This window comes from Rubrivirga halophila, from assembly GCF_046845755.1.
Classification (GTDB): Bacteria; Bacteroidota; Rhodothermia; order Rhodothermales; family Rubricoccaceae; genus Rubrivirga.
In genome coordinates this window covers 239759-261038 of the sequence record NZ_CP177357.1, presented here as the reverse complement: position 1 = coordinate 261038, position 21280 = coordinate 239759, and the positions used below count along the sequence as shown (strand labels likewise).

Sequence of the window (21280 nt, the reverse complement as noted above, 5' to 3'; positions counted from 1 at the left end):
CCCATGACCCGACTCCTCACGCTCTCGTTCGCCCTCGCGCTCACCGGCTGCGGCCTGCTCGGCGGCGGCTCCGCGCCCGACCCGGTCGACGCCACGCCCGAGGCCCCGCCCGCCCCGACCGCGCCGTCGTCGGTCTCCCTCGTGGGCCAGATGGAGATGAACGCGGGCGGCAACGCGGCGCGCGTCTACCTCTACCCGCTCGCGAGCGACGCCACCTTCCGCTCGACGCCCGTGCAGGCCTTCTGGGAGGACCCCGCCGGCACGCTCGGCGCCGACCTCGTCGGCAGCGTCCGCGATGCGACCGTCCGGCCGGGCGAGACGACGCCGCTCGACGGGCTCGACCTGGGCAGCGCCATCTACCTCGGCATCGCCGCCGACCTCCGCGTGCCCGACGGCGACCGCTGGCGGGCGGTGCTCCCCGTGGCCGACGTGTTGGGCCGCGATGTGGTGGTGACCGTCCTGGAGGGTGGCGTCTCCGCCGTCACTCGCTAGCGGCCGCGTGACCGACCGGGCGGCGGTCTCCGGTATCTGAGGGCGAGGCCACGCGCACCTGCGGGCCAAACCCCGCACCTGCCCGTGTCCGACCGCCGCCGCGTCGTCTGGTTCGAGGGGATGACCCTCGACCCCCACCATCTCCAACAGTGGGACCGCGCCGTCCGCGCGGACATCGACGCCCGTGTCGGCGCCGTCGCCCGGTTCGGCTGGGGGCTCGCCCACCTCGAGGTCGACCGAGACCGGCTCGCGAACGGCGAGTTCGCGCTCGTCGCCGCGAGCGGGATTCTGCCGGACGGGCTCCCGGTCCAGTTTCCGCGCGACGGGCCGGTCCCCGCTGCCCGCGACATGGCCGACGGGCTGGCGCCGACCGCCGAGACGGTCCGGGTGTACCTCGCCGTGCCGGCCATCCGCGCGGGCGGCGCGAACGTACTGCTCAACGGCGCGGCGACGCGCCGCGAGACGCGGTACATCGCCGAGACGGCCACGGTCCCCGACGACACGACGGGCGCCGACGAGCGCGACGTGCAGGTCGGCCGCGTCAACGCGCGCGTCGTGTTCGAGGGCGAGGCGCGCGAGGACCTGACGGCGATCCCGATCGCGGAGGTCGGGCGCGAGGGCGACGGGAGCTACGCGCTCCGCTCCACGTTCATCGCGCCGTCCGTCGCCGTCAACGCGACCGGCGCGCTCGACGCGTTGTTGCGCCGGACGACCGAGCGGCTGGCGGCGCGGGCGGGCGAGCTGTCGGGCCGGTGGCAGGCCGCCCGCAACCAGCGCGAGATCTCGCCCGGCGACGTGACCGCGCAGGCCCTGCTGAGCGCCGCCGCCGAGTACGCGCCCCGGATCGACCACTTGCGCCGGACCGAGGCCCACCCCGCCGACGCGTTCGGGGAGCTGGCCGGGCTGGCGGGGCGGCTGTGGGCCGCCGTCCCGAGCGCGGGCCCCGCGCCGAGCGAGCTGCCCGCGTATGACCACGCCGACCCGACGGCCGGCTTCCACGCGCTCGTCGGCGCCATCGAGCAGTTGCTCGGCGGCCGCGCGCCTCGCCAGAACTACACGCGCGTTCCGCTCGTGCGGCGCCGCGCGAACCTGTTCCACGCGCCTGTCGCCGCCGACGTGCTCGACGCGCCGAGCCTGGTGCTGGCGGTCCGGCGCCAGGGCGTCAGCCCGGAGCACCTGCGGCAGGCGCTCCCGCCCGTCATCCGCGTCGCGTCGCCGGACACGATCGAGGCCGTCATCCGCTCGGCCACGCTCGCGCTGACGCTCCAGGCCGCCGCGACGCCGCCGTCGGGCCTGCCCGTCGACCCGGCGGCCGCCTACTTCGTGCCCCGCCGGAGCGGCCCCTTCTGGGACGCCATCCGCGAGGCCGGCGCCGTCGCCCTCTTCACCCCCGCCGAGTTCGCCGACGCCGAGTTCGAACTCCTGGCCCCGACGCCGGGCTAGCCCTCCGCCCCATGGCCGACGACCCTCGAAACGACGACGACGCCACCCGGATCTACCGTCCGTACGGGAGCCCGCCGCCCGACGACGGCTCGGACCCGCTGGCGGCCCCGCCCGACGGCGACGGCGGCACGGACCCCTTCGCCCCCGAGGCGGACCCCTTCGCGCCAGCGGCGCCCGATCCGTTCGCCGCACCGGACACGGCCGACCCCTTCGCCTCTCCGGCCGCCTCCGATCCGTTCGCCGCGCCCGCGGCGAGCGACCCGTTTGCACCGCCGCCCGCCAGCGACCCGTTCGCCGCGCCGGCAGCGTCGGACCCCTTCGCCTCACGGCCCGACGCTGGAGCCGCCGCGCCCGACCCCTTTTCCACGTCGGCGCCCGACCCGTCCGCGAGTCCGGCGGCCCCCGACCCGTTCGCTCCGGCCGACGACCCCGTTGCGCCTGCGACTTCGGATCCCTTCGCGCCCGCCGCGAGCCCGTCGACGCCGGACCCGTTCGCGCCGCCTGCGGGTGGAGCCGACCCCTTCGCGCCAGCCGGGAGCCCGCCAGCGCCGGACCCCTTCGCGCCCGCACCGGGCGCCGCCGACCCGTTCGGCCCCGCCGGCGACGACCCGTTCCGCGCGCCCGCCGCTCCAGCTCCTGACCCCTTCGCGCCCCCGCCGCCAGCGGCCCACGCCCCGCCAACCGCCCCCCCTCCGCGGCCGGCAGACGACACCTTCGCGCCCCGCGCCCCGGACCCGTACCGCGCCGGCCCTGCCGACCCGTTCGCCCCGGCCCCGACGCCCGCGCCCCGTGCTCCGGCCGAGCGCGCCGACCCGTTCGCGCCCGTCGCCCAGGTCGGTGCGGGCGCCGACCCATTCGCCGACCTCCAGGGGCCCTCGCTCGGCGGCCCCGCGTCGTTCGATTCGGGGATCCGCGAGGGGCTGCGCGAGAGCGACGCGCTCCTGCTGCCGGCCGCGTTCGGCGCCGAACGGTCGCTGGCGGGCGCCTTCACGCCCGTCTTCTCACTCGTCCTCCAGCTTCGTGCCTCCGACCACCTCGGCGACCCGACCGACCTGCGCACCCGGATCGAGTCGATGCTGCGCGAGGCGGCGGCGGCGGCGCGCGAGGCCGGCGCCGCCGACGGCGACGTCGAGGAGGCGACGGAGGCGATGGTCGCCTTTTTGGACGAGGCCGTGCTCGGCTCCGCCTGGCCCGGCCGCGACGCCTGGGCGTCCGAGCCGCTCCAGTTGACGCACTACGACCGCAACGACTTGGGCGAGCGCTTTTTCGACCGCCTCAAGCGCGTGCTCGACGAGGGCGCGGTCCGCCGCGACGTGCTCGAGGTCTACTACCTGTGTCTCGCGCTCGGCTTCAAGGGCCGCTACGCCATCCACGGCCGCGAGGTGCTGCGGCGGCTCGTCACCGACCTGCACGAGCGGCTGTCCAACCGCACGGCGCCGGGCGCGCTGGCGCCGCGCGGGCACTCGCGCGAGGTCCCCGCCGAGGCCGAAAAGGGCGGCATCCCGACGTGGGCCCTGTGGGCTGGCGCCGCCGCGCTCGTGCTCCTGCTCTACCTCGGGCTCAGCCTGTCGCTCTCCGCCGCCGCCACCGACGCCGTCGACGCGCTGCGCGCCCTCTCAGACTCATGAACCCACGCAACCTCTTCTACGGCGCGCTCGCTACCGCCGGCGTCAGCGGCCTGGTGATCGCGCTCTTCCGGTATGGGATGCCGCTGACGACGCTCTTGCTGATCGTCATCAGCATGCTGGTGATGGCGATCGTCGGGCTGGCGGTCTCGGCGATGCGGGCGCGGCGCAAACAGGGCGGATCCGTCGAAGACGCGCTCCGGGCGCAGTCCGAACGCGAGGCCGCCTCGATGGCGCCCGATCAGCGGGCCGAGATCCAGCGGATGCAGGAGTCGTTCGACCAGGCCGTCGCCCGGCTCAAGGCGTCGTCGCTGGGCGAGGGGAGCCGGTTCGGGAAGGGCAAGCGCGCGCTCTACGCGCTGCCGTGGTACCTCGTCGTCGGGCCGCCGGGCGCGGGCAAGACGACGGCGCTGCTGCAGTCGGGCCTGCGCTTCCCGGCGGGCGCCGAGCGCGTCCGCGGCGTCGGCGGCACGCGCAACTGCGACTGGTTCTTTACCGACGAGGCCATCCTCCTCGACACGGCCGGGCGGTACACGACCGAGGACGAGGACCGCGACGAGTGGAACGCCTTCCTCGACGCCTTGCGCGAGAGCCGCCCCGACCGCCCCATCAACGGCGTCGTCGTCGGCATCGCGGCGCAAGACCTGCTGGGTGACGAGCGGGACCTCGAGGACCACGCCGACCACATCCGCCGCCGCATCGACGAGCTGGTGGCTCGCTTGGGGCTGGGCCTCCCCGTCTACCTCGTCATCACCAAGACCGACTTGGTCCCCGGCTTCGTCGACGTGTTCGGCGAGCTCGACCGGGCGGGCCGCGAGCAGGTCTGGGGCGCGACCGTCGAGCCCCACGCCACGGCCGACCCGCGCGCCGTCGTCGAGCGCGAGTTCGACACCTTACTGGAGGCCCTACGGCCGCACCGCGACGCCCGGCTGGCGCGCGACCTCCGCCGCGAGGAGCGCCGCAGGGTGTACTCGTTCCCCCTCGAGTTCGGGGCCTTGAAGGAACGCCTCGCCACGTTCGCCGGGCTCGTCTTCGCGCCCGACCCGCTCGCGGACGGGCCTCTGTTCCGCGGCTTCTACTTTACGTCCGGCACCCAGGAGGGCGCGCCGATCGACCGCGTGATCGGGGCGCTCGCCGAGCAGTTCGGGCTCCGGACGCCGCCACCGCCGCGCCCGCCGGCCGAGCCCAAGAGCTACTTCCTCAAGGGCGTCTTCACCGACGTCGTCTTCCGCGACCGCTACCTCGCGCGCCGCACCAAGCGGGCCGCCGGGGCCACCTGGCGGGCGATGACGCGGACCGGGCTCGCCGCCCTCGGCGTCGCCGCCGTCGCCGCGACCGCGCTCGGGTTCGCGGGCGCCCGGAGCGGGCTCGACCTGCGCAACGTGGTCGCCAGCGCCGAGGACGCCTCGGGCGCCACGTTCGGCGCCGACGGCGCGCGGTACTCCGAGGTCAACCGGCTGGAGGGGCTGCGCGAGAAGGTCGAGCGCCTGGGCGCGCCGCGCCCGGTGTCGCGCGCGCTGCGGTTGGGGCTCGACCGCGGCGACACCGTCTACGAACCCGCCGCGCGGCTGTACTACGAGCTCGCGCGCGACCTGGTGGATGTCTACGCCGTCCGCCAGCTCCGCGCGTCGCTCGACCGCGCGCGCCGCTTCGACCAGCCCGACACGACGCTGGCGCCCGGCGAGCGGACGGCCTCGCGCCGCGCCGCCCAGCGCGTCGACATCGAGAACGACCTCGAGGCGTACCTCCTGCTGACGACGCACGCCGACTCGCTGCGCACGAGCGTCCACCTCCGCGACGCGCTCAAGACGCGGCTGGCGGAGCTCGCCCCGCGCGGCGCGCTCGGCGAGCAGCCGGCCGACCGCGAGGCCATGACCGAGTTGGTCGTCCGCCAGACCGACGCGTTCGTCGACGGGCTCGCGGCCGGGCTCGCGGAGCCCTTCCAAGCCGACCCCTCGCTCGTCACCGCCGCCATCGCCGTCGTCGACGTGCCGCCGACGCTCGACGGGCTCTACGAGCGGATCCGGCGCGAGGCGCTCGCCCGGCTGGCCCCGCTCGGCTTGCGCGACGCCGTGCTCCCCGAGCACCTCGGCCTGTTCGCCCCGGCCGGCACCGTCCCGGGCTTCTTCACGCGCGATGGCTGGGACCGCGTCGTCCGGAGCCGCTTTCGCGAGGCCGCCGCCGACCCCGCCGACGAGTACTGGGCGCTCGGGCGCACCGCCGACGACCTCCCGCCCGAGCTCCGCGACCCCGACGTCGTCTACGACGCCCTCATGGCGCGCTACCAGCGCGAGTACGTCGCCTCGTGGACCCGTTTTTTGCACTCGGTCCGCTACAAGCCCGCCGACGGCGCCGCGGCCGAGGCGCGGCTCGCGATCCTGGGCTCCCCGACCGACTCCCCGATCGGCTGGCTCCTGGCCGTCGTCGCCGAGCAAACGACGCTCCCGGCTGAGGACACCGCGCCCCGTTCGCGCGGCCTCCTCGACCGGGCCGCCAGCGCCGTGGGCATGGGCGACGACGACAAGGCCCCGGCCGACACCGTCGACGTGATCGGCGCGGCGTTCGCCGGGATCCACCGCCTGGGCGCGGCCGGGCTCCAGGCCGGCGAGGCCGACGAGGGGCTCTACCAGGCGCTCGAGGCGCTCGCCCAGTTCGGCCGCCGCATCGGCGGGGCCGCCGGCAACCCGGGCCTCGCCAACGACCTCCTCGCGACGACCAAGGACGAGATCGAACAGGGCACGCGCGGGATGGACCGCCAGACGCGCCAGAACTTGTTTTTCAGCCCACTCGACATCACGACCACGCTGACCGTCGAGCGCGTGACGGGCGAGGCCGCCGCCGCCGAAGCCGCCGCCGCCAGCGAGGCCGAGGAGGCCGCCGTCGCCGAGGTCGCCAGCGCGTACCGCGAGAAGGTGGCCGGCCGCTACCCGTTCTCGCCCCGCAGCGATCGTGACGCGGCCCTCGACGACGCCCGCAGCTTTTTCGAGCCCGGCGGCGACCTCGACGCGCTCGCCCAGGCGCTCGGGCCCGACGGCGGCTCGCCCGCCCTGCGCCGCGCCATCGAGCGCGGCCAACGGATCGGCCGCGTCCTGGCCGGCGACCTCACCTTCCGGTTGCGGGCCGACCTCCCCAGCTACTCCACCGACGCCGCCCAGCGCGAGCTGGCCGTCGACGCCATCGCCCTCGGCGCGCACGGGCGCAACACGGTCTACCAGCTCGGCAGCCGCCGCTGGGAGGACATGCGGTGGCCCGGCGCGCCCGGCGCGTACGTCACCGTCCAGCGCGCGAGCGGCCCGCTGACGCTCGACGCCGAGGGCGACTGGGCCCTCTTCCGACTCTTGCAGCAGGCCACCATCCGGCCCCAGGGCGGGACGCTCTACGACGTGAGCTGGTCGTTCCGCGAGGGGCCCCACACGGTCACGGCGCGCTACGAGATGCGGACCTCGTCGGAGAACTCGCCGCTCGCGGACGTGGCCCGGTTCTTCCAGTTCTCGCTCCCGTGAGGCGCGGCCCCACCCCGGCATGACCGGCCCCGCGCGCCACGCCCCGGGGCCCGCCGCTCGCCCCAAGCGGTCGTGAGCGCGCCGATCCTCTTCGGCAAGCTCCCCGCCCGCGCCGACTTCGTGCGGCGGGGCCCGCCGAGCCCGGCCGCCGACGCCTTCGACGCGCTCGTCCAGCGGGCCCTGCGCGACCGCGAGCGACCGCAGGGCCCGCTCTACCGGATGGTGCTGGCGCCGCCCCAGGCCGCCGACGCCGTCGTGGGCGCGCTCGCGATGAGCCTCGACGCCGTCGGCCGCGCCTACCCGCTCGTCGCCGGCCGGCCCGTCCTGCGCGGCGCCCTCGACCCCGACTCGGCCGCTGCGTGGCCGCTCCGCTGGGCCGGACTCGTCGGCGCCGCCGCCGGGCTGGTCGACGGCGCCCGGCGCGGGCTCCCGCTCGCGGATGTCGCCCACCGCCTTGGCGACCTCCCCGACCTCGCGCCGCCGACCGGGCGGAGCGCGCACGTCGACACCCACGTCCGCGCGCTCGCCGCGATGCCGGCGCGCGCGCTGTGGCAGCGGCTGTGGGGCTCGGCCGACGCCGGCCGCGCGGCGTGCCTGATGCGCAAGCTGGCGCAGTCGCCCCGCGGGCCCATCGCCTACGGCTTACGCTTCCCCTTGCCGCCGCCCGCGCCCGACTTCCGCCGTAGCGACGCCGTCGCCGTGTGGCTGGCGGTCTGTGCCCACCTCCTGCCTCGACCGGCCGCCCCGCCGACCCTCTTCTGGACGGACGGCCCGCCCGGCGCGCTCGTGGTCTTTTTCAGTGGGATCGCGCCCGGCGCCCTCCGTGCGCTGCTGGCGGGCCGGACGACCGACCGGATCGCCCACGTCGACGCCGGGCCCGAGACCGACGAGGCCCGGGCGCTCGCCGCGCTCCCCGCCGCCGCACGGCGCGCGCTCGGCGCCGACCGCGCCTCCCTCGCCGACGTCCTCGCCTCGCTCCATTCCCTCCGCTGACCCATGGCCGACGAGTCTCCTCCCCCCGACGGCGACGCCTTCACGACGCCCCGCTTGGACGCGATCCGCGCCCCGATCTCCGGCGACGCCCCCGCCGGCATCGACGTCAAGTACGACGACGACTTCCAGGCCCTCAAAACACACGTCGACGACCTCGGCGCGGCGACCGGCGACGTGGACTTCGACGCCATCGTCGACCTGGGGACGGCGATCCTGAGCGCCAAGTCGAAAGACCTCGCCGTCGTCGGCTACCTCATGCTGGGGCTCTCGAGGACGGAGGGGCTGGCCGGCCTCGGCGAGGGGGTCGCCGCGGTCCGCGCCGTCGCCGAGGGGTTTTGGGAGGGCGCCTTCCCGCCGCTGCGCCGGATGCGGGGGCGGCAGGCGGCGCTGCAGTTCGTCGCCGAGCGGGCGATGGCGTTCGTGAAGGACACCAAGGCCACGCCCGACGACCGCGAGGTGCTGGAGCGGCTGGAGGCCGACACCGTCGCGCTCCAGGCGTTCGTCACCGAGGCGATGGGCGAGGACGCGCCGGCGTATAGCGGGCTCCTCCGCGAGGTCCGGGAGTCGCTGCGACGGCTGCCCACGCCGGAGCCCGAGACGCCGGACCCGCCCCCCGAGCCCGCCCCCAGCGACGGGGCTGGCGATGCGCCCACGTCGGACACCCCCAGCGCGCCACGCCCTGCGGCTCCCGCCAGCGGAGCTGGGGGCGGCGACGCCTCGTTCTCGACGGCCAAGGAGGCCGCGCTCGTCGTGATGAAGGTGGCCCAGTTCCACCGCGAGGCCGACGCGCTCGACGCCGTCGCGTTCGGGCTGGTCCGCGCCGTCCGCTGGGGCGCGATCGCCGCGCCGCCGCCGACGGGCAAGATCCCGGCCCCGCCGAAGCCCCGCCGCGACGCGCTCGCGGCGCTCGTGGGCGGGCCGCCCGCCGCGCTCGTGGCCCAGGGCGAGGCCGCCTTTCAGCAGTCGCCGTTCCACTTCTGGCTCGACCTCCAGCGGCTCGTCGCGACCGGCCTGGCGGCGCTCGGGCCGTCGGCCGCCGCCGCGCACGCCACGGTCGTCGACGGGACCGCCTCGCTCGTGCGGCGCCTGCCCGGGCTGGCGTCGACGACGTTCCAGGACGGCACGCCCTTCGCCGACCCACTCACCGTGTCGTGGCTGGACGAGATCTCTGCGTCGCCGGGCGCAAGCGGCGGCGGAGGCGGTGACGAGGCGCTGGCGGAGGCGCTCGACGCGGCGCACCAGCAGGCCGCCGGGGGCGACGTGCCCGGGGCCGTCGCCGCGCTCGTGGCCGGGGCCGGCGGCCCGCGCGACCGCTTCGGACGGGCCATCGCCGCCGCCGAACTCGCGCTCGGCGCCGGCCGGCCGGACGTGGCCCTGGCCCTGCTCGACGGTGTCGACGACGCGGTCCGGGCGCACCGGCTCGACGAGTGGGACCCCGCCGCCGCGGCGCCCGCGCTCCGCCTGCTCCACGCCGCCTGCGCGGCGCTCCGGGCCGCGCCCGGCTCGCCCGCGAGAAAGGCCGCCCTGTCCGACCGCGCCGACGACGCCTTTGCCCGGCTTGCGCGCATCGACCCGGCCCACGCCTTGCGCACCGCCGCGCCGGGCGGATGACGTGGGCGCGAGTTTTTTCCAAACTGGCCTCTCCTGGATCGAGACCGACCCATCGTACCCGGAGAGTCCGAGCCTCCCCTCCCGTCCGGGAGGGGCCGGGGGAGGGCGACCGGCTCGCACCTCCCTGTGGGCACATGCCAGCCTGGCTGGCGCCGGCGAGTGGGCTCGCGGCCGTCCCCCTCACCCTGTCCCTCTCCCCGTGGGAGAGGGGACGCCGCAGGGGAGGCTCGCGCCAGCAGGCCGGGCCCGCGCACGACTGACAGCAAGCGGCGACCTCAGCCCATCGAAAAACACCGGGCGTGACGGCACCCGCCGGCCTTTCCGGTATCCACACACAGAGCCCCCTCCCCCGCCGATGTCCCAGAGTTTCCAGCACGAGAAGCCGCCCGCCCGCGTCAACCTGTTCCTCGAGGTCGCCAAGGGCGACGCCAAGGAGCGCGTCGAGCTCCCCATGCGGATGCTCGTCATGGGCGACTTCACCGGCCGCGAGGACGGCACGCCGCTCGAGGACCGCGAGGTCATCAACCTCAACAAGGACAACTTCGGAGACGTCCTCCGGTCCCAGGAGCTGAGCGTCCAGACCACGGTCGAGAACACGCTGACCGACGAGGACGACCTCGCGGTCAACCTGACGTTCGACTCGATGGCCTCGTTCAGCCCCGAGCAGATCGCCCGGCAGGTGCCCGAGCTGTCGCGCCTGATGGCGACCCGCAACCTGCTCCAGGACCTGCGCAACCGCCTGATCTCGGCGGCCGACTTCCGCAAGCAGATCGAGGCCGTCATCAACGACCCGGCCGCCCGCGAGCAGCTCCTGTCCGAGCTCGACGCCATCATCCACGAGGACGACGCGCCGGCCGACGACGCCGCCTAACCCACCGCTGGCGCCTCGCGCCGACGCCCCTTCTCCACCGACGACCCCCGCACGAATGGCCGAGAGCCAACTGCAGACCGACGACGCGGCGCCCGCTGCCGAAGCCGAGGGCTCCCTCCTCGACTCCATCCTCGCGAAGGTCGACGTCAAGCCGCCCACGGGCGACGTCACGATCGACTCGTTCTCCGACGCCGACGCGATCGGCGGGCAGGAGCGCGGGGCCATGATGTCCGCCGCGCTCCGCGTCTTCGTCGACGCCGTCGCCAAGAGCGGGGAGCCGGTCGCCAAGATCGACAAGCACTTGGTCGACAGCCTGGTCTCGGACATCGACGCGACGATCAGCCGCCAGCTCGACCGCATCCTGCACGCCGACCCGGTCCAGAAGCTGGAGTCCGCCTGGCGCGGCCTGAAGTTCCTGGTCGACCGGACCGACTTCCGCAAGAACGTCAAGATCGAGCTCCTCAACGTCTCCAAGGACACGTTGCGGGAGAGCTTCGAGGACGCCCCGGAGCTGATCCAGAGCGCGCTCTACCGGCACGTCTACACGAACGCCTACGACCAGCCGGGCGCCGACCCGTACTCGGCGATCGTCTCGGCCTACGAGTTCGACGCCTCGCCCCAGGACATGGCCCTGCTGCAGGACGTGTCGAAGGTGGCCTCGTCGGCGCACGCGCCGTTCCTGGGCGCGGTCGGCCCGCAGTTCTTCGGCAAGGAGTCCATGGAGGAGTGGAAGAAGATCCCGGACCTCTCCGCCTACATGGAGTTGACGGACTTTACCAAGTGGAACGCGCTGCGCGACACCGAGGACGCCCGTTACCTGGGCCTGACGTTCCCGCGCTTCCTGCTCCGCCTGCCGTACGGCCAAGACACCGTCCCGGTGAAGTCGTTCAACTACGAGGAGGAGGTCAGCGGGGCCGACCACGACCGGTACCTCTGGGGCAACTCGTCGTTCGCGTTCGCCAGCAACATGGTCCGCGCCTTCCAGCGCGACGGCTGGGCCGTCCAGATCCGCGGCCCGCAGTCGGGCGGCAAGGTCGACGACCTGCCGGTCCACCTCTACGACGTCGGCAAAGGTAAGCAGGCCAAGATCCCGACTGAGGTCCCGATCTCGGAGACGCTCGAGTTCGAGGCGGCCAACCTCGGGTTCATGCCGCTCTCGCATTACCAGGGCCGCGACTTCGCCGCCTTCTTCTCGGCCAACTCGACCCAGCGTCCCAAGCTCTACGACGACGACGCGGCGACGGCCAACAGCCGAATCAACGCGCGCCTGCCGTACATCTTCCTGGCCTCCCGCATCGCGCACTACCTCAAGGTCTTGCAGCGCGAGAACATCGGGGCGACGAAGGACGCCGGCGCCATCGAGCACGAGCTCAACACCTGGCTCAAGGGGCTCGTCACCGAGATGGACAACCCGAGCGCCGAGCAGGTCGCCAAGTACCCGCTGAAGGCGGCCTCGGTGACGGTCGTCGAGCTCGACGACAACCCGGGCTTTTTCCGGGTCCAGACGGCCATCAAGCCGCACTTCCAGATCGAGGGGATGGACATCTCCTTGTCGCTGGTGGGCAAGATGCCCAAGAAGTAGCCCGGGCGCGGGCGCCCGCCCGCCCCGGCCGACCTCCCGCCACACGCTGGCGCCACGCCCGTGGCGCCGGGGCCTCGTACACCCTATTCCCAGACCGCTCGCGAGAGCACCGCTATGCCCACTCCCATCTACATGAGCATCAACGACAACGGCGTCGCTGGCTCTGTCGAGATCGCTGGCCGCGAGGAGACCATCGAGATCATCGAGGTCGAGCACGACGTGCACATCCCGACCGACATCCACTCGGGCCGGTCGTCGGGCGTCCGCCAGCACGGCCGGTTCACGGTCCGCGCGGCCATCGACAAGGCCACGCCGTACCTCTACAAGGCGGTGACCGAGGGGGAGACCTACGACACGGTCAAGTTCAGCTTTTTCCAGATCGACGACACCGGGACGGAGGTCGAGTACTACACGATCCTGCTGGAGCGCGTCAAGGTGGCCGCGGTCAAGCTCGACGTGCCCAACGTCAAGAACGTCGAGAAGGAGCACTACCCGCACATGGTCGAGTACGGGTTCGTCTACGGCAAGATCACGTGGACCTGGACCGACGGCACGCTGGAGCACACCGACGACTGGGTCGCCGCCCGGTAACGCCGGGGGACGCGGGAGGAGGGATGAGGGACGAGCCCAGTGGGCGCTCCGCATCCCTCCATCCCTCGGCTCCCTCCATCCCTCCGCCATGACCATCCGCCTCGCCCTGTTCGACGTCTTGGAGGGCCGGTTCGGCGGGCGCGTGCCCGTCGGGACGGTCTCCGAAGAGGACCGCCGGGTGCAGAGCGTGGTCGGCTACCTCCAGCGGCTGCTCAACACGCGCCAGGGCTCCGTCCCGCACCTCCCCGACTACGGGCTCCCGGACCCCGCCGAGGCCCGCCGCGCGGGCGAGGACGCGCTCGACCAACTGCGGAAGGCCGTTCGCGACGCCGTGGTGACGTACGAGCCCCGCTTGGCGCGCGTGCGCGTCGAGGCGAAGGCGACCGACGCCGCCGCCATGCGGACGACGTTCGTCATCACGGGCGAGGTCGAGCCCGGCCGCCGCGTTCGGCTCGAAACCACGTTCGGGTCCCAGGAGCCGACCGCCGTGCGCCCGGCCTAGCCCATGCTCCACCGCCATTACGAGAGCGAGCTCCGGTACTTCCGCGAGGGCGGGGCCGCCTTTGCGGAGGCCCACCCCGAGCAGGCGCGCATGCTGCGGCTGGACGCGCTGGAAGACCGCGACCCCTACGTCGAGCGGCTGATCGAGGGCGTCGCGTTCCTGTCGGCCCGCGTGCAGGAGCGCCTCGACGACGACCTGCCCGAGTACACGCAGCGGCTCGTCGGGCTGCTGTACCCGCACTTTCTGACGCCCTTCCCGTCGTGCTGCGTGGTCGCCTTCGAGCCGCTGGCGGGGCTCGTGCAGGAGACCGTGACGATGCCGCGCGGCGCCGAGGTGCTGTCGGCGCCCGTCGGGCCCGAGCGGACGGTGTGCCGGTTTCAGACCACGCAGGCGGTCCGGCTCCACCCCCTCGCGCTCCGGTCCGTGGAGCTGCGCTACGACGCCGACGACACGAGCCGGGCGCGCTTGGTGTTCGAGACGACCGGCGGGGCCACGCTCTCGTCGCTCGACCTCACGGCGCTCCGGCTGGCGCTCCACGCCGAGACGCCCGTGGCCTCGACGGCCCACCACCTGCTGACGCGCCACGCGACGCGCGTCGAGGCGCGGGTCGGGGCGGACCTCTCCGACCGCCCCGGGGAGGACGGGGCCCCGCTCTGGAGCGGACGCGGCGACGCCCTGCGACCGGCGGGGCTCGCCGACGACCAGGCGCTGCTGCCGCACGGCGACGCGCTGCCCTCGGGCCTGCGGCTCCTTCAAGAGTGGCTCCTGTTCCGCCGCAAGTTCTGGCAGGTCGACGTCGTCGGCCTCGACGCCGCCGCCCACGCGGCCCCGGACGCGACGCAGCTGGCGGTCGACATCGTCTTCGACCGGCCGTACCCCGAGGACCGGCGCCTCAAGACCGAGCACGTCCGCCTCCACAGCACGCCGGCCGTCAACCTGTTCGACCACGACGCCGAGCCGACGCGCGCCGAGCACACCTGGGCCGAGCAACGCGTCGTCCCCAGCCTGCGCCAGCGCCAGACCATCGAGGCCTACGACGTGACGAGCGTGGTCGGCATCGAGGAGGGCACGGGGCGCCGCCGGACGTACGCGCGCAGCTTCGGGCTCTCGGCCGACGCCGAGCGCGCCTTCGACGTGCTCCGCCGGCCCGGCGCCACGCCCGGCCTCGACCTCTACCTCCAGCTTGCCAGCGCCGACCTCGACGCGGGCACCCCGACGCCGGAGACGCTGTCGGTCGGCTTGCGCTGCACGAACGGCGCCCTTCCCTACGAGGCGCTCCGCCCCGGCGCCCTCGACCGGCTCGCTTCGACCGCGCCCCAGCTGGCGACCGTCACCAACCTCGACCGCCCCTCGCTGACGCGCCGCCCGCCGCTCGATCGGCACCCGGACCTGTTGTGGGCGCTCCTCGCGCACTGGTCGTTCAGCCACGGCTCCGTCGCCACGCCCGAGGCGCTGACGGGGCTCCTGGAGCTCTACGACTGGGCCGACTCCGAGGCCAGCCGCCGCCGGCGGCGGGGGATCACCGACGTGACGTGGGCGCCGGCCGAGACGCTCCACCGCGGTGCCGTCCGGCGCGGCGCCCACGTCACGGTGACGGTCGCCGACGGCCACTTTGCCGACGACGGCGACCTCGCGCTGTTCGGCCTGATCGTCAGCGAGATGCTGTCGCTGTATGCGACCATCAACGCGTTCGTGCACCTGACCGTCGAGACCTCGCCGTCGGGCCAGTCGATGACGTGGACGCCCGACCGCGGCCGCCGACCACTGGTATGAGCCGCCCTGCCTCCCCCGCCTCGACGCCCGAGCGGCTCACCGACGAGCCGTACCGCTACGGGTTTTTCCAGGCGCTCCGCCTGCTGGCGGCCGCTCGCGGCGGGCCCGCGACGATCGGCGGCGAGGCCTACGGCGACGAGGCCGTCCGCGTCCGGCCCGACCCGTCGTCGGTCTTCCCCGCCGCCGACGTCCGCCACATAAAGGCCACGAGCGACCACGCGGCGACCGAGGTCGAGGTCGGGTTCGGCGGGCTCTACGGCGTCGACGCCGCGCTCCCGGCGTCCTTCCACGAGACGACCGCGACCGGCGAGGCGCACACGCTCCCCTTGCGCGACTTCCTCGATTTCGTCGGCCACCGGACGTACGCGCAGCTGTGGCGGGCGTGGGCGCGGTACCGGCCCGAGGTCCGGGGCGTCGGGCCGCACGCCGCGCGCGCGGCCGCCCTGGCGGGCGGCGCCGGCGTCGACGCCTCCCTCCTTCCGCTGGCGGCGCGGCTCAACGCATGGGCCCGCAACGCCGAGGGCCTGCGCGCGCTGCTGGCGCACGCGACCGGGCTCGCCGTCCGGATCGTCGAGAACGTGCCCCGGCGCGTCCGGCTCGGCGTCCGCCCCCGCCTCGGGTCGGCCCGCCTGGGGCTGGACGCCGTCGTCGGCGAGCGCGTCTACGACGAGTCCGGGATGTTCCGCATCGAGCTCGGCCCGCTCGGCATCGACGCCTTCCGCGACTTGTTGCCCGGCGGCGCGGGCGCCGCCCGCATCGCCGCGCTCGTCCGCCTCTACGCCTCCGACGTGCTCGACTACGACGTGGACCTGGTCCTCCGCTCCGACGAGGCGCCGCCCCTCGTGCTCGGCGACGCCGCCAGCGCCCGGCTCGGCCGCAACGCCACCATCGGCACGCCCCGCGAGCCGCTCCTGCGCCGCCGCGTCCGCTACGTCCCCGCCTAGCGGCCGCCCGGCCCCCGCTCTCTCCACCCCGCCCCCTCCGCTCATGATCTCGCGAGACGTCAAGCGCCTGCTCCGCACCCTCAACGACCCCACGACGCGCGCGCTCGAAGGGGCCGCCGGCCTGGCCGTCGGGCGGGGCCACTACGAGGTCACCGTCGAGCACCTGCTGCTCAAGCTGATGGAGGACGGCACCGGGGATGTGACGCTGGCGCTCTCGCGCCTGGGCGCGGACGTCGGCGCGGTCGGCAAGGCGTTGGGCGACACCGTCGGCGCGTACAAGAGCGGCAACGCGGGGCGCCCGGCGTTCTCGCCGCTCCTCCTCGATCTGGTCGAGCGGGGCTGGGTGGTCGCCTCCGTGCACCACGGGCTGGCGGCCGTCCGCTCCGGCGCGCTGCTGGAGGCGTACCTCGAGAGCGATGCCTTCGCCACCTCCGCCGTTCGCGAGGCCATGCAGCCCGCGACCGCCGACGCGCTCCGCGAGCGGTTTTTCGAGCTCGTCGACGGGTCGGAGGAGAACCGGGCGACCAAGTCGGGCGCCCGGATCCCGCAGGCGGGCGGCGAGGGCGAGACGGCGCTCGACCTGTACACGCAGTCCGTCACGGACCGCGCCCGGGAGGGCGGCATCGACCCCATCTTCGGGCGCGACCGCGAGATCCGGCAGGTCATCGACGTGCTCTCGCGGCGGCGCAAGAACAACCCGATCCTGGTCGGCGAGGCGGGCGTCGGCAAGACGGCCGTCGTCGAGGGGCTCGCGCTGCGGATCGTCGCCGGCGACGTGCCGCTCGCCCTGCGCGACGCCGAGATCGCCGCGCTCGACCTCGGCGCGTTGCAGGCCGGGGCCGGCGTCAAGGGCGAGTTCGAGTCGCGCATGAAGGCCGTCATCGACGCCGTCGGCGAGGCGGCCCGGCCGACGATCCTGTTTATCGACGAGGCCCACACGCTCGTCGGCGCCGGCGGCGCGGCGGGGACCGGCGACGCAGCCAACCTCTTGAAGCCCGCGCTCGCGCGCGGCGAGCTGCGCAGCATCGCGGCGACGACGTGGAGCGAGTACAAGCGCCACATCGAGAAGGACCCGGCGCTCGCGCGGCGCTTCCAACAGGTCAAGGTCGACGAGCCCGACGTCGAGACGGCCGTCGTGATGATGCGCGGCGTGCGCGACCGCTACGAGGACCACCACGCCGTCCAGATCACCGACGAGGCCGTCCGGGCCTCGGTCGAATTGAGCGACCGCTACCTCTCCGGCCGCCAGCTCCCCGACAAGTCCGTCGACCTGCTCGACACCGCGTCCGCGCGCGTCCGGATGTCGCAGGACGCCACGCCGTCCGCGCTCGACGCCGTCGCCCGCCGCTTGCACGAGGTCGACACCGAGATCGGCGCCGTCACGCGCGACCACTCGGCCGGGCTGGGCTCGGACGAGATGCTGGCGGCGCTGGAGGCCGAGCGCGACCAGCTCGCGGCCGACACCGAGACGCTCAGCGCGCGCTGGGAGGCCGAGCGCGCGATCGCCAAGGAGCTCGACGGCGCCCGGCGCGACGCCGCCGACGCCGGGGGCGACGCGCCTGCCGGCGTCCACGACCTCCGCGCGCGCCTCGACGCGCTTCAGGAAGAAAACGGCCCGCTCGTCCACGCCGAGGTGGGCCCCCGCGTCGTCGCCGAGGTCATCGCCGACTGGACCGGCATCCCGATCGGCGACATGCTGAAGGACGAGGCCCAGATGCTGCTCGAGATGGAGGACCGGCTCACCGCGCGCATCCGGGGCCAGGACGAGGCGCTGGGCGAGATCGCGGACGCGCTCCGCACCGCCAAGGCCGGCCTGCGCAAGGCCGACGCCCCGCTCGGCGTGTTCATGCTGGCGGGCCCGAGTGGCGTGGGCAAGACCGAGACCGCCCGGGCGCTCGCGGAGCTGCTCTTCGGCGGCGAGCGGTTCCTGGTGTCGATCAACATGAGCGAGTACCAGGAGAGCCACACGACGAGCCAGCTCAAGGGCGCCCCTCCCGGCTACGTCGGCTACGGCGAGGGCGGCGTGCTGACCGAGGCCGTCCGCCAGCGGCCGTACTCCGTCGTCCTGCTCGACGAGGTCGAAAAGGCCCACATCGACGTGATGGAGATGTTCTACCAGGTCTTCGACCGGGGCATCCTGCGCGACGGCGAGGGCCGCGAGGTCGACTTTTCGAACACCGTCATCCTGTGCACCTCGAACGTCGGCAGCGCGCTCGTGCAGCAGGCGTCGATGGCCGAGGAGGCGCCCCGGCTCGACGAGTTGCGCGCGCTCATCCACGAGCCGCTCGCGAACCACTTCCAACCGGCGCTCCTGGGCCGGATGAACGTCATCCCCTTCCTGAGCCTCGACCGCGACGCGATGGCCCAGATCGCCCGGCTCAAGCTCGACAAGGTGGACCGCCGCCTGCAGTCCAACCACGGCGTCCGCTTCACCTACACCGACGCCGTCGTCGAGACCGTCGCCGACCGGTGCACGACCGTCGACGCGGGCGCCCGCAACATCGACGCGATCATCGACCGGACCGTGCTCCCGGCCGCCAGCCGCGCCTTGCTAGCCCGCCTTGCCGAGGAGAACCTGCCCGCCGCGCTCGAACTGGGGATCGACGAGGCCGGCGAGTTCACCTACACCTTCGTCGAGGTCGACGGCGCCTCGGCGCCCGCGGGCCACGCCGGCGACGGCGCGCTGGCGCCCGCACCTGAAACCGCCGAGACCGCCGAGGCGCCCGGCCCCGATGCCGAGCCCGCCGACGACGCGACCGCCCCCGCCGATTCATGAGCCTCCCCGCCCGCCACACGTTCACGTGCGATGCGCTCGACGACGACACCTTTGTCGTCACCAAGTTCAAAGGCGTCGAGGCCATCTCTCGGCCGTTCCGGTTCGTGGTCCACCTCCTGTCGAGGACCTCTACGATCACCTTCTCCGAGGTCATCGACGAGGGGGCCACGCTCACCATGGCCCGTGGGCTCGACGGGGACGGCCACGCGTCCGAGGTCCACGGCATCGTCTCGCGGATCACGCTGCTCGGCACGTCCTCGGCGCATCCGGACTACTTCGTCTACCGCGCCGTCCTCACCCCCCGGCTCTCGCGGCTGCGGCTCTCGACCCGGAGCCGCATTTTCCAGACGATGACCGTCGAGGACATCGTAAAGGAGGTGCTGGACAAGGCCGACGTCGCCCACGAGTGGAGGCTCTCGGGGACGTACGCCCCGCGCACCCACACGACCCAGTACCAGGAGACCGACCTCGCCTTCGTCCAACGCCTGCTCGAGTTCGAGGGGATCCGCTACCACTTCGAGGCGACTGGGGGGGACGGAGCGACCACGGAGAAGGTGGTCCTGAGCGACGGCCCGCCAGCCGGCACGGACGACAGCCAGGGCACCGCCGTCGTCGAGCCCGCCCCCGCCATCAGCGACGACGCGCTCGCCTACGACTTCGACGCCAGCCTCGACACGGACGAGGACGTCGTCACGGCCGTCCGCCTCGACCACCGGATTGTGCCCCGGGTCGTCAAGGAGAAGGACTACAACTACCGCCAGCCGGATGCCGACCTCTTCGAGAGGGTCGAGGCCGGGTCGGTCGAGGACTCCAAGGGCAAGCACCGGGGGGTCCTGTCTGAGGCGATGACGCACACGGAGACCGTCGACCGCAACGCCCACATCGCCCAGGTCCGCCTGGAGGAGATCGAGACCACGCGCCGCGTCGTGACGGGCACGAGCAACTGCGTGCAGTTCCGGAGCGGCCACCAGTTCACGCTCAAGAACCACTTCCGAGACGGCCTCAACCGGGCGCTCCTCCTCACCCACGTCGCCCATGCCGGCACCCAACAGGGCCTCCAGACCGACGGCGCCATCGACTACCGCAACGACTTCCGGTCCGTCCTGGCCTCGACCCCGTACCGGCCGCCCCGGACCACCCCCATCCCCAGGCTCCCTGGTGTGCTCACGGCCAAGGTCGAGAGCACCTCAGGCACGGGGAACGGGAAGGATAACGTCACGGACGGGATCTACGCCCCGACCGATGAGCATGGTCGGTACCGCGTCCGGTTCCCGTTCGACATCGGGGACGCCGACACCCAGCAGGCCACCAAGCCGGTCCGCCTCGCCCAGCCCTACACGGGCCGGGACTACGGCCAGCACTTCCCGGTCCACGAGAACGCCGAGATGGTGATCGCCTGCGTCGACGGCAACCCTGACCGCATCGTCGGGCTGGGGACCGTCCCCAACCACGATCAGACCTCGCCGATCGATGCGGATAACCGGTTCGAAAACATCATCAAGACGGCCGCCGACAACGAGATCGTCCTGAAGGACAAGGCAGGGAAGGTCGGGATCAACCTCAAGAGCCCGCTCTTCGACGAGAACGACAAGAAGGACGGACACGCCCGGCTCCACCTCGGCGCCGCCGACGGGTCCGTCCAGGGGGTCCAGATCGAAACCGACGGGACGACGCTCGTCCACGGCGGCAGCGGGGTCTGGGTCAAGGCTGGCGGGAGTGACCCTGAGTCGATGATGGGCATGGACATCGGGGACTTCGGGACGGCTTGGACGGTAGCCGATGCCGCCGTGGGCCTCTTCGCCACCACGCTCGGGATCGCTCGTCTCAATGCGGCCTGGAAGACCGCGACCTTCGCCGCCGGCATAGCCAACACCGTCGCCGGCACGGCCATGGGGTGGCAGTTCCCCGGCATCTTTATGACCAGCCCGGGCGGCATCATGATGGGGACCGCGGCGGGGATCTCGGCCTACGGCGGGGCCGGGGGGATCGGGCTGACCTCGGGGTCGAGCCTCGACCTCACTGCGACGATGGGGATCAGTCTCCTCACCGGGATCGGCGGGATCAGCCTCGGCGCCCTCAACGGCGGCGTGGGCTTGACGGCCGCGAAGGGGAACATCGAGATGGACGCCATGACCGGCATGGTCTCAACAATGGCCGCTGAAGGCATCCACGCCACAGCCGCGACCGGCGGCATCGAGGCCACGGCTGTGGCCGGGAACATCGAGACGACGGCGACGGCCGGGAACATCGAGATGACGGCGACGGCCGGCGAACTCACGCTCTCCTCCGCGACCAAGCTCACGCTCAAGTGCGGCCCCGGCAAGATCGAGATGTTGCCGAGTGGGGAGATCGAGATCACCACTGGCGCCCACACCTTCAAGCTGGCCCAGGCCGGGATCACGCTCAAATCGCTCGGGGTCTTGAACGCCACCGCCCTGGGCTCGATGGCCCTCAGCTCGGACCTCGACGCCACCTTCAAGGGGGGCGCCAGAGCGACCGTGAAGGGCGCCATGCTGGACGTCCAGGCGACGGCGAGCGCGACGCTCAATGGCGCGATCATCAACATCGGTTAGC

14 protein-coding genes are annotated in these 21280 nt (G+C 73.7%); all 14 read left to right on the top strand.

The window, feature by feature from the left end:
- The first annotated feature begins 3 nt into the window (after positions 1 to 3).
- The 14 genes from tssJ (at position 4) to ACLIRP_RS01025 (ending at position 21279) form a co-directional block, all read left to right on the top strand.
- Positions 4 to 492 (top strand): type VI secretion system lipoprotein TssJ, encoded by a 489-nt coding sequence (gene tssJ / locus ACLIRP_RS01090; protein ID WP_412062105.1) that lies wholly within the window; start codon positions 4 to 6, stop codon positions 490 to 492.
- Between the two features lie 84 nt (positions 493 to 576).
- The gene (gene tssK / locus ACLIRP_RS01085) at positions 577 to 1935 is read left to right on the top strand and encodes a type VI secretion system baseplate subunit TssK (RefSeq protein WP_412062104.1); all 1359 of its coding nucleotides are present in this window, start codon (positions 577 to 579) and stop codon (positions 1933 to 1935) included.
- Between the two features lie 11 nt (positions 1936 to 1946).
- A complete protein-coding gene (icmH, locus tag ACLIRP_RS01080; RefSeq protein ID WP_412062103.1) occupies positions 1947 to 3563 on the top strand; it encodes a type IVB secretion system protein IcmH/DotU in 1617 nt (538 codons plus the stop codon).
- On the top strand, positions 3560 to 7063 hold the full coding sequence (gene tssM, locus ACLIRP_RS01075) for a type VI secretion system membrane subunit TssM (RefSeq protein WP_412062102.1): 3504 nt from the start codon (positions 3560 to 3562) through the stop codon (positions 7061 to 7063). The genes icmH and tssM overlap by 4 nt, the downstream gene beginning before the upstream one ends.
- Before the next feature lie 72 nt (positions 7064 to 7135).
- Complete coding sequence (gene tagF, locus ACLIRP_RS01070; protein WP_412062101.1) at positions 7136 to 8056, top strand: type VI secretion system-associated protein TagF; 921 nt, start codon at positions 7136 to 7138, stop codon at positions 8054 to 8056.
- 3 nt (positions 8057 to 8059) lie between these two features.
- Complete coding sequence (gene tssA, locus ACLIRP_RS01065) at positions 8060 to 9667, top strand: type VI secretion system protein TssA (protein WP_412062100.1); 1608 nt, start codon at positions 8060 to 8062, stop codon at positions 9665 to 9667.
- A gap of 355 nt (positions 9668 to 10022) precedes the next feature.
- Positions 10023 to 10538 carry a type VI secretion system contractile sheath small subunit gene (gene tssB / locus ACLIRP_RS01060; protein ID WP_412062099.1) on the top strand — a complete coding sequence of 172 codons (516 nt, stop codon included), beginning with the start codon at positions 10023 to 10025 and terminating at the stop codon, positions 10536 to 10538.
- Between the two features lie 55 nt (positions 10539 to 10593).
- The gene (gene tssC / locus ACLIRP_RS01055) at positions 10594 to 12120 is read left to right on the top strand and encodes a type VI secretion system contractile sheath large subunit (protein ID WP_412062098.1); all 1527 of its coding nucleotides are present in this window, start codon (positions 10594 to 10596) and stop codon (positions 12118 to 12120) included.
- Between the two features lie 114 nt (positions 12121 to 12234).
- Complete coding sequence (tssD, locus tag ACLIRP_RS01050) at positions 12235 to 12711, top strand: type VI secretion system tube protein TssD (RefSeq protein WP_412062097.1); 477 nt, start codon at positions 12235 to 12237, stop codon at positions 12709 to 12711.
- An 88-nt stretch (positions 12712 to 12799) separates the two neighbouring features.
- The gene (tssE, locus tag ACLIRP_RS01045) at positions 12800 to 13213 is read left to right on the top strand and encodes a type VI secretion system baseplate subunit TssE (RefSeq protein ID WP_412062096.1); all 414 of its coding nucleotides are present in this window, start codon (positions 12800 to 12802) and stop codon (positions 13211 to 13213) included.
- A gap of 3 nt (positions 13214 to 13216) precedes the next feature.
- Positions 13217 to 14986 (top strand): type VI secretion system baseplate subunit TssF, encoded by a 1770-nt coding sequence (tssF, locus tag ACLIRP_RS01040; RefSeq protein ID WP_412062095.1) that lies wholly within the window; start codon positions 13217 to 13219, stop codon positions 14984 to 14986.
- Complete coding sequence (gene tssG / locus ACLIRP_RS01035; protein ID WP_412062094.1) at positions 14983 to 15930, top strand: type VI secretion system baseplate subunit TssG; 948 nt, start codon at positions 14983 to 14985, stop codon at positions 15928 to 15930. The genes tssF and tssG overlap by 4 nt, the downstream gene beginning before the upstream one ends.
- Positions 15931 to 15973: 43 nt before the next feature.
- Positions 15974 to 18706 carry a type VI secretion system ATPase TssH gene (gene tssH / locus ACLIRP_RS01030; RefSeq protein WP_412062093.1) on the top strand — a complete coding sequence of 911 codons (2733 nt, stop codon included), beginning with the start codon at positions 15974 to 15976 and terminating at the stop codon, positions 18704 to 18706.
- Positions 18703 to 21279 carry a type VI secretion system Vgr family protein gene (locus ACLIRP_RS01025; protein WP_412062092.1) on the top strand — a complete coding sequence of 859 codons (2577 nt, stop codon included), beginning with the start codon at positions 18703 to 18705 and terminating at the stop codon, positions 21277 to 21279. The genes tssH and ACLIRP_RS01025 overlap by 4 nt, the downstream gene beginning before the upstream one ends.
- Position 21280: the final 1 nt, after the last annotated feature.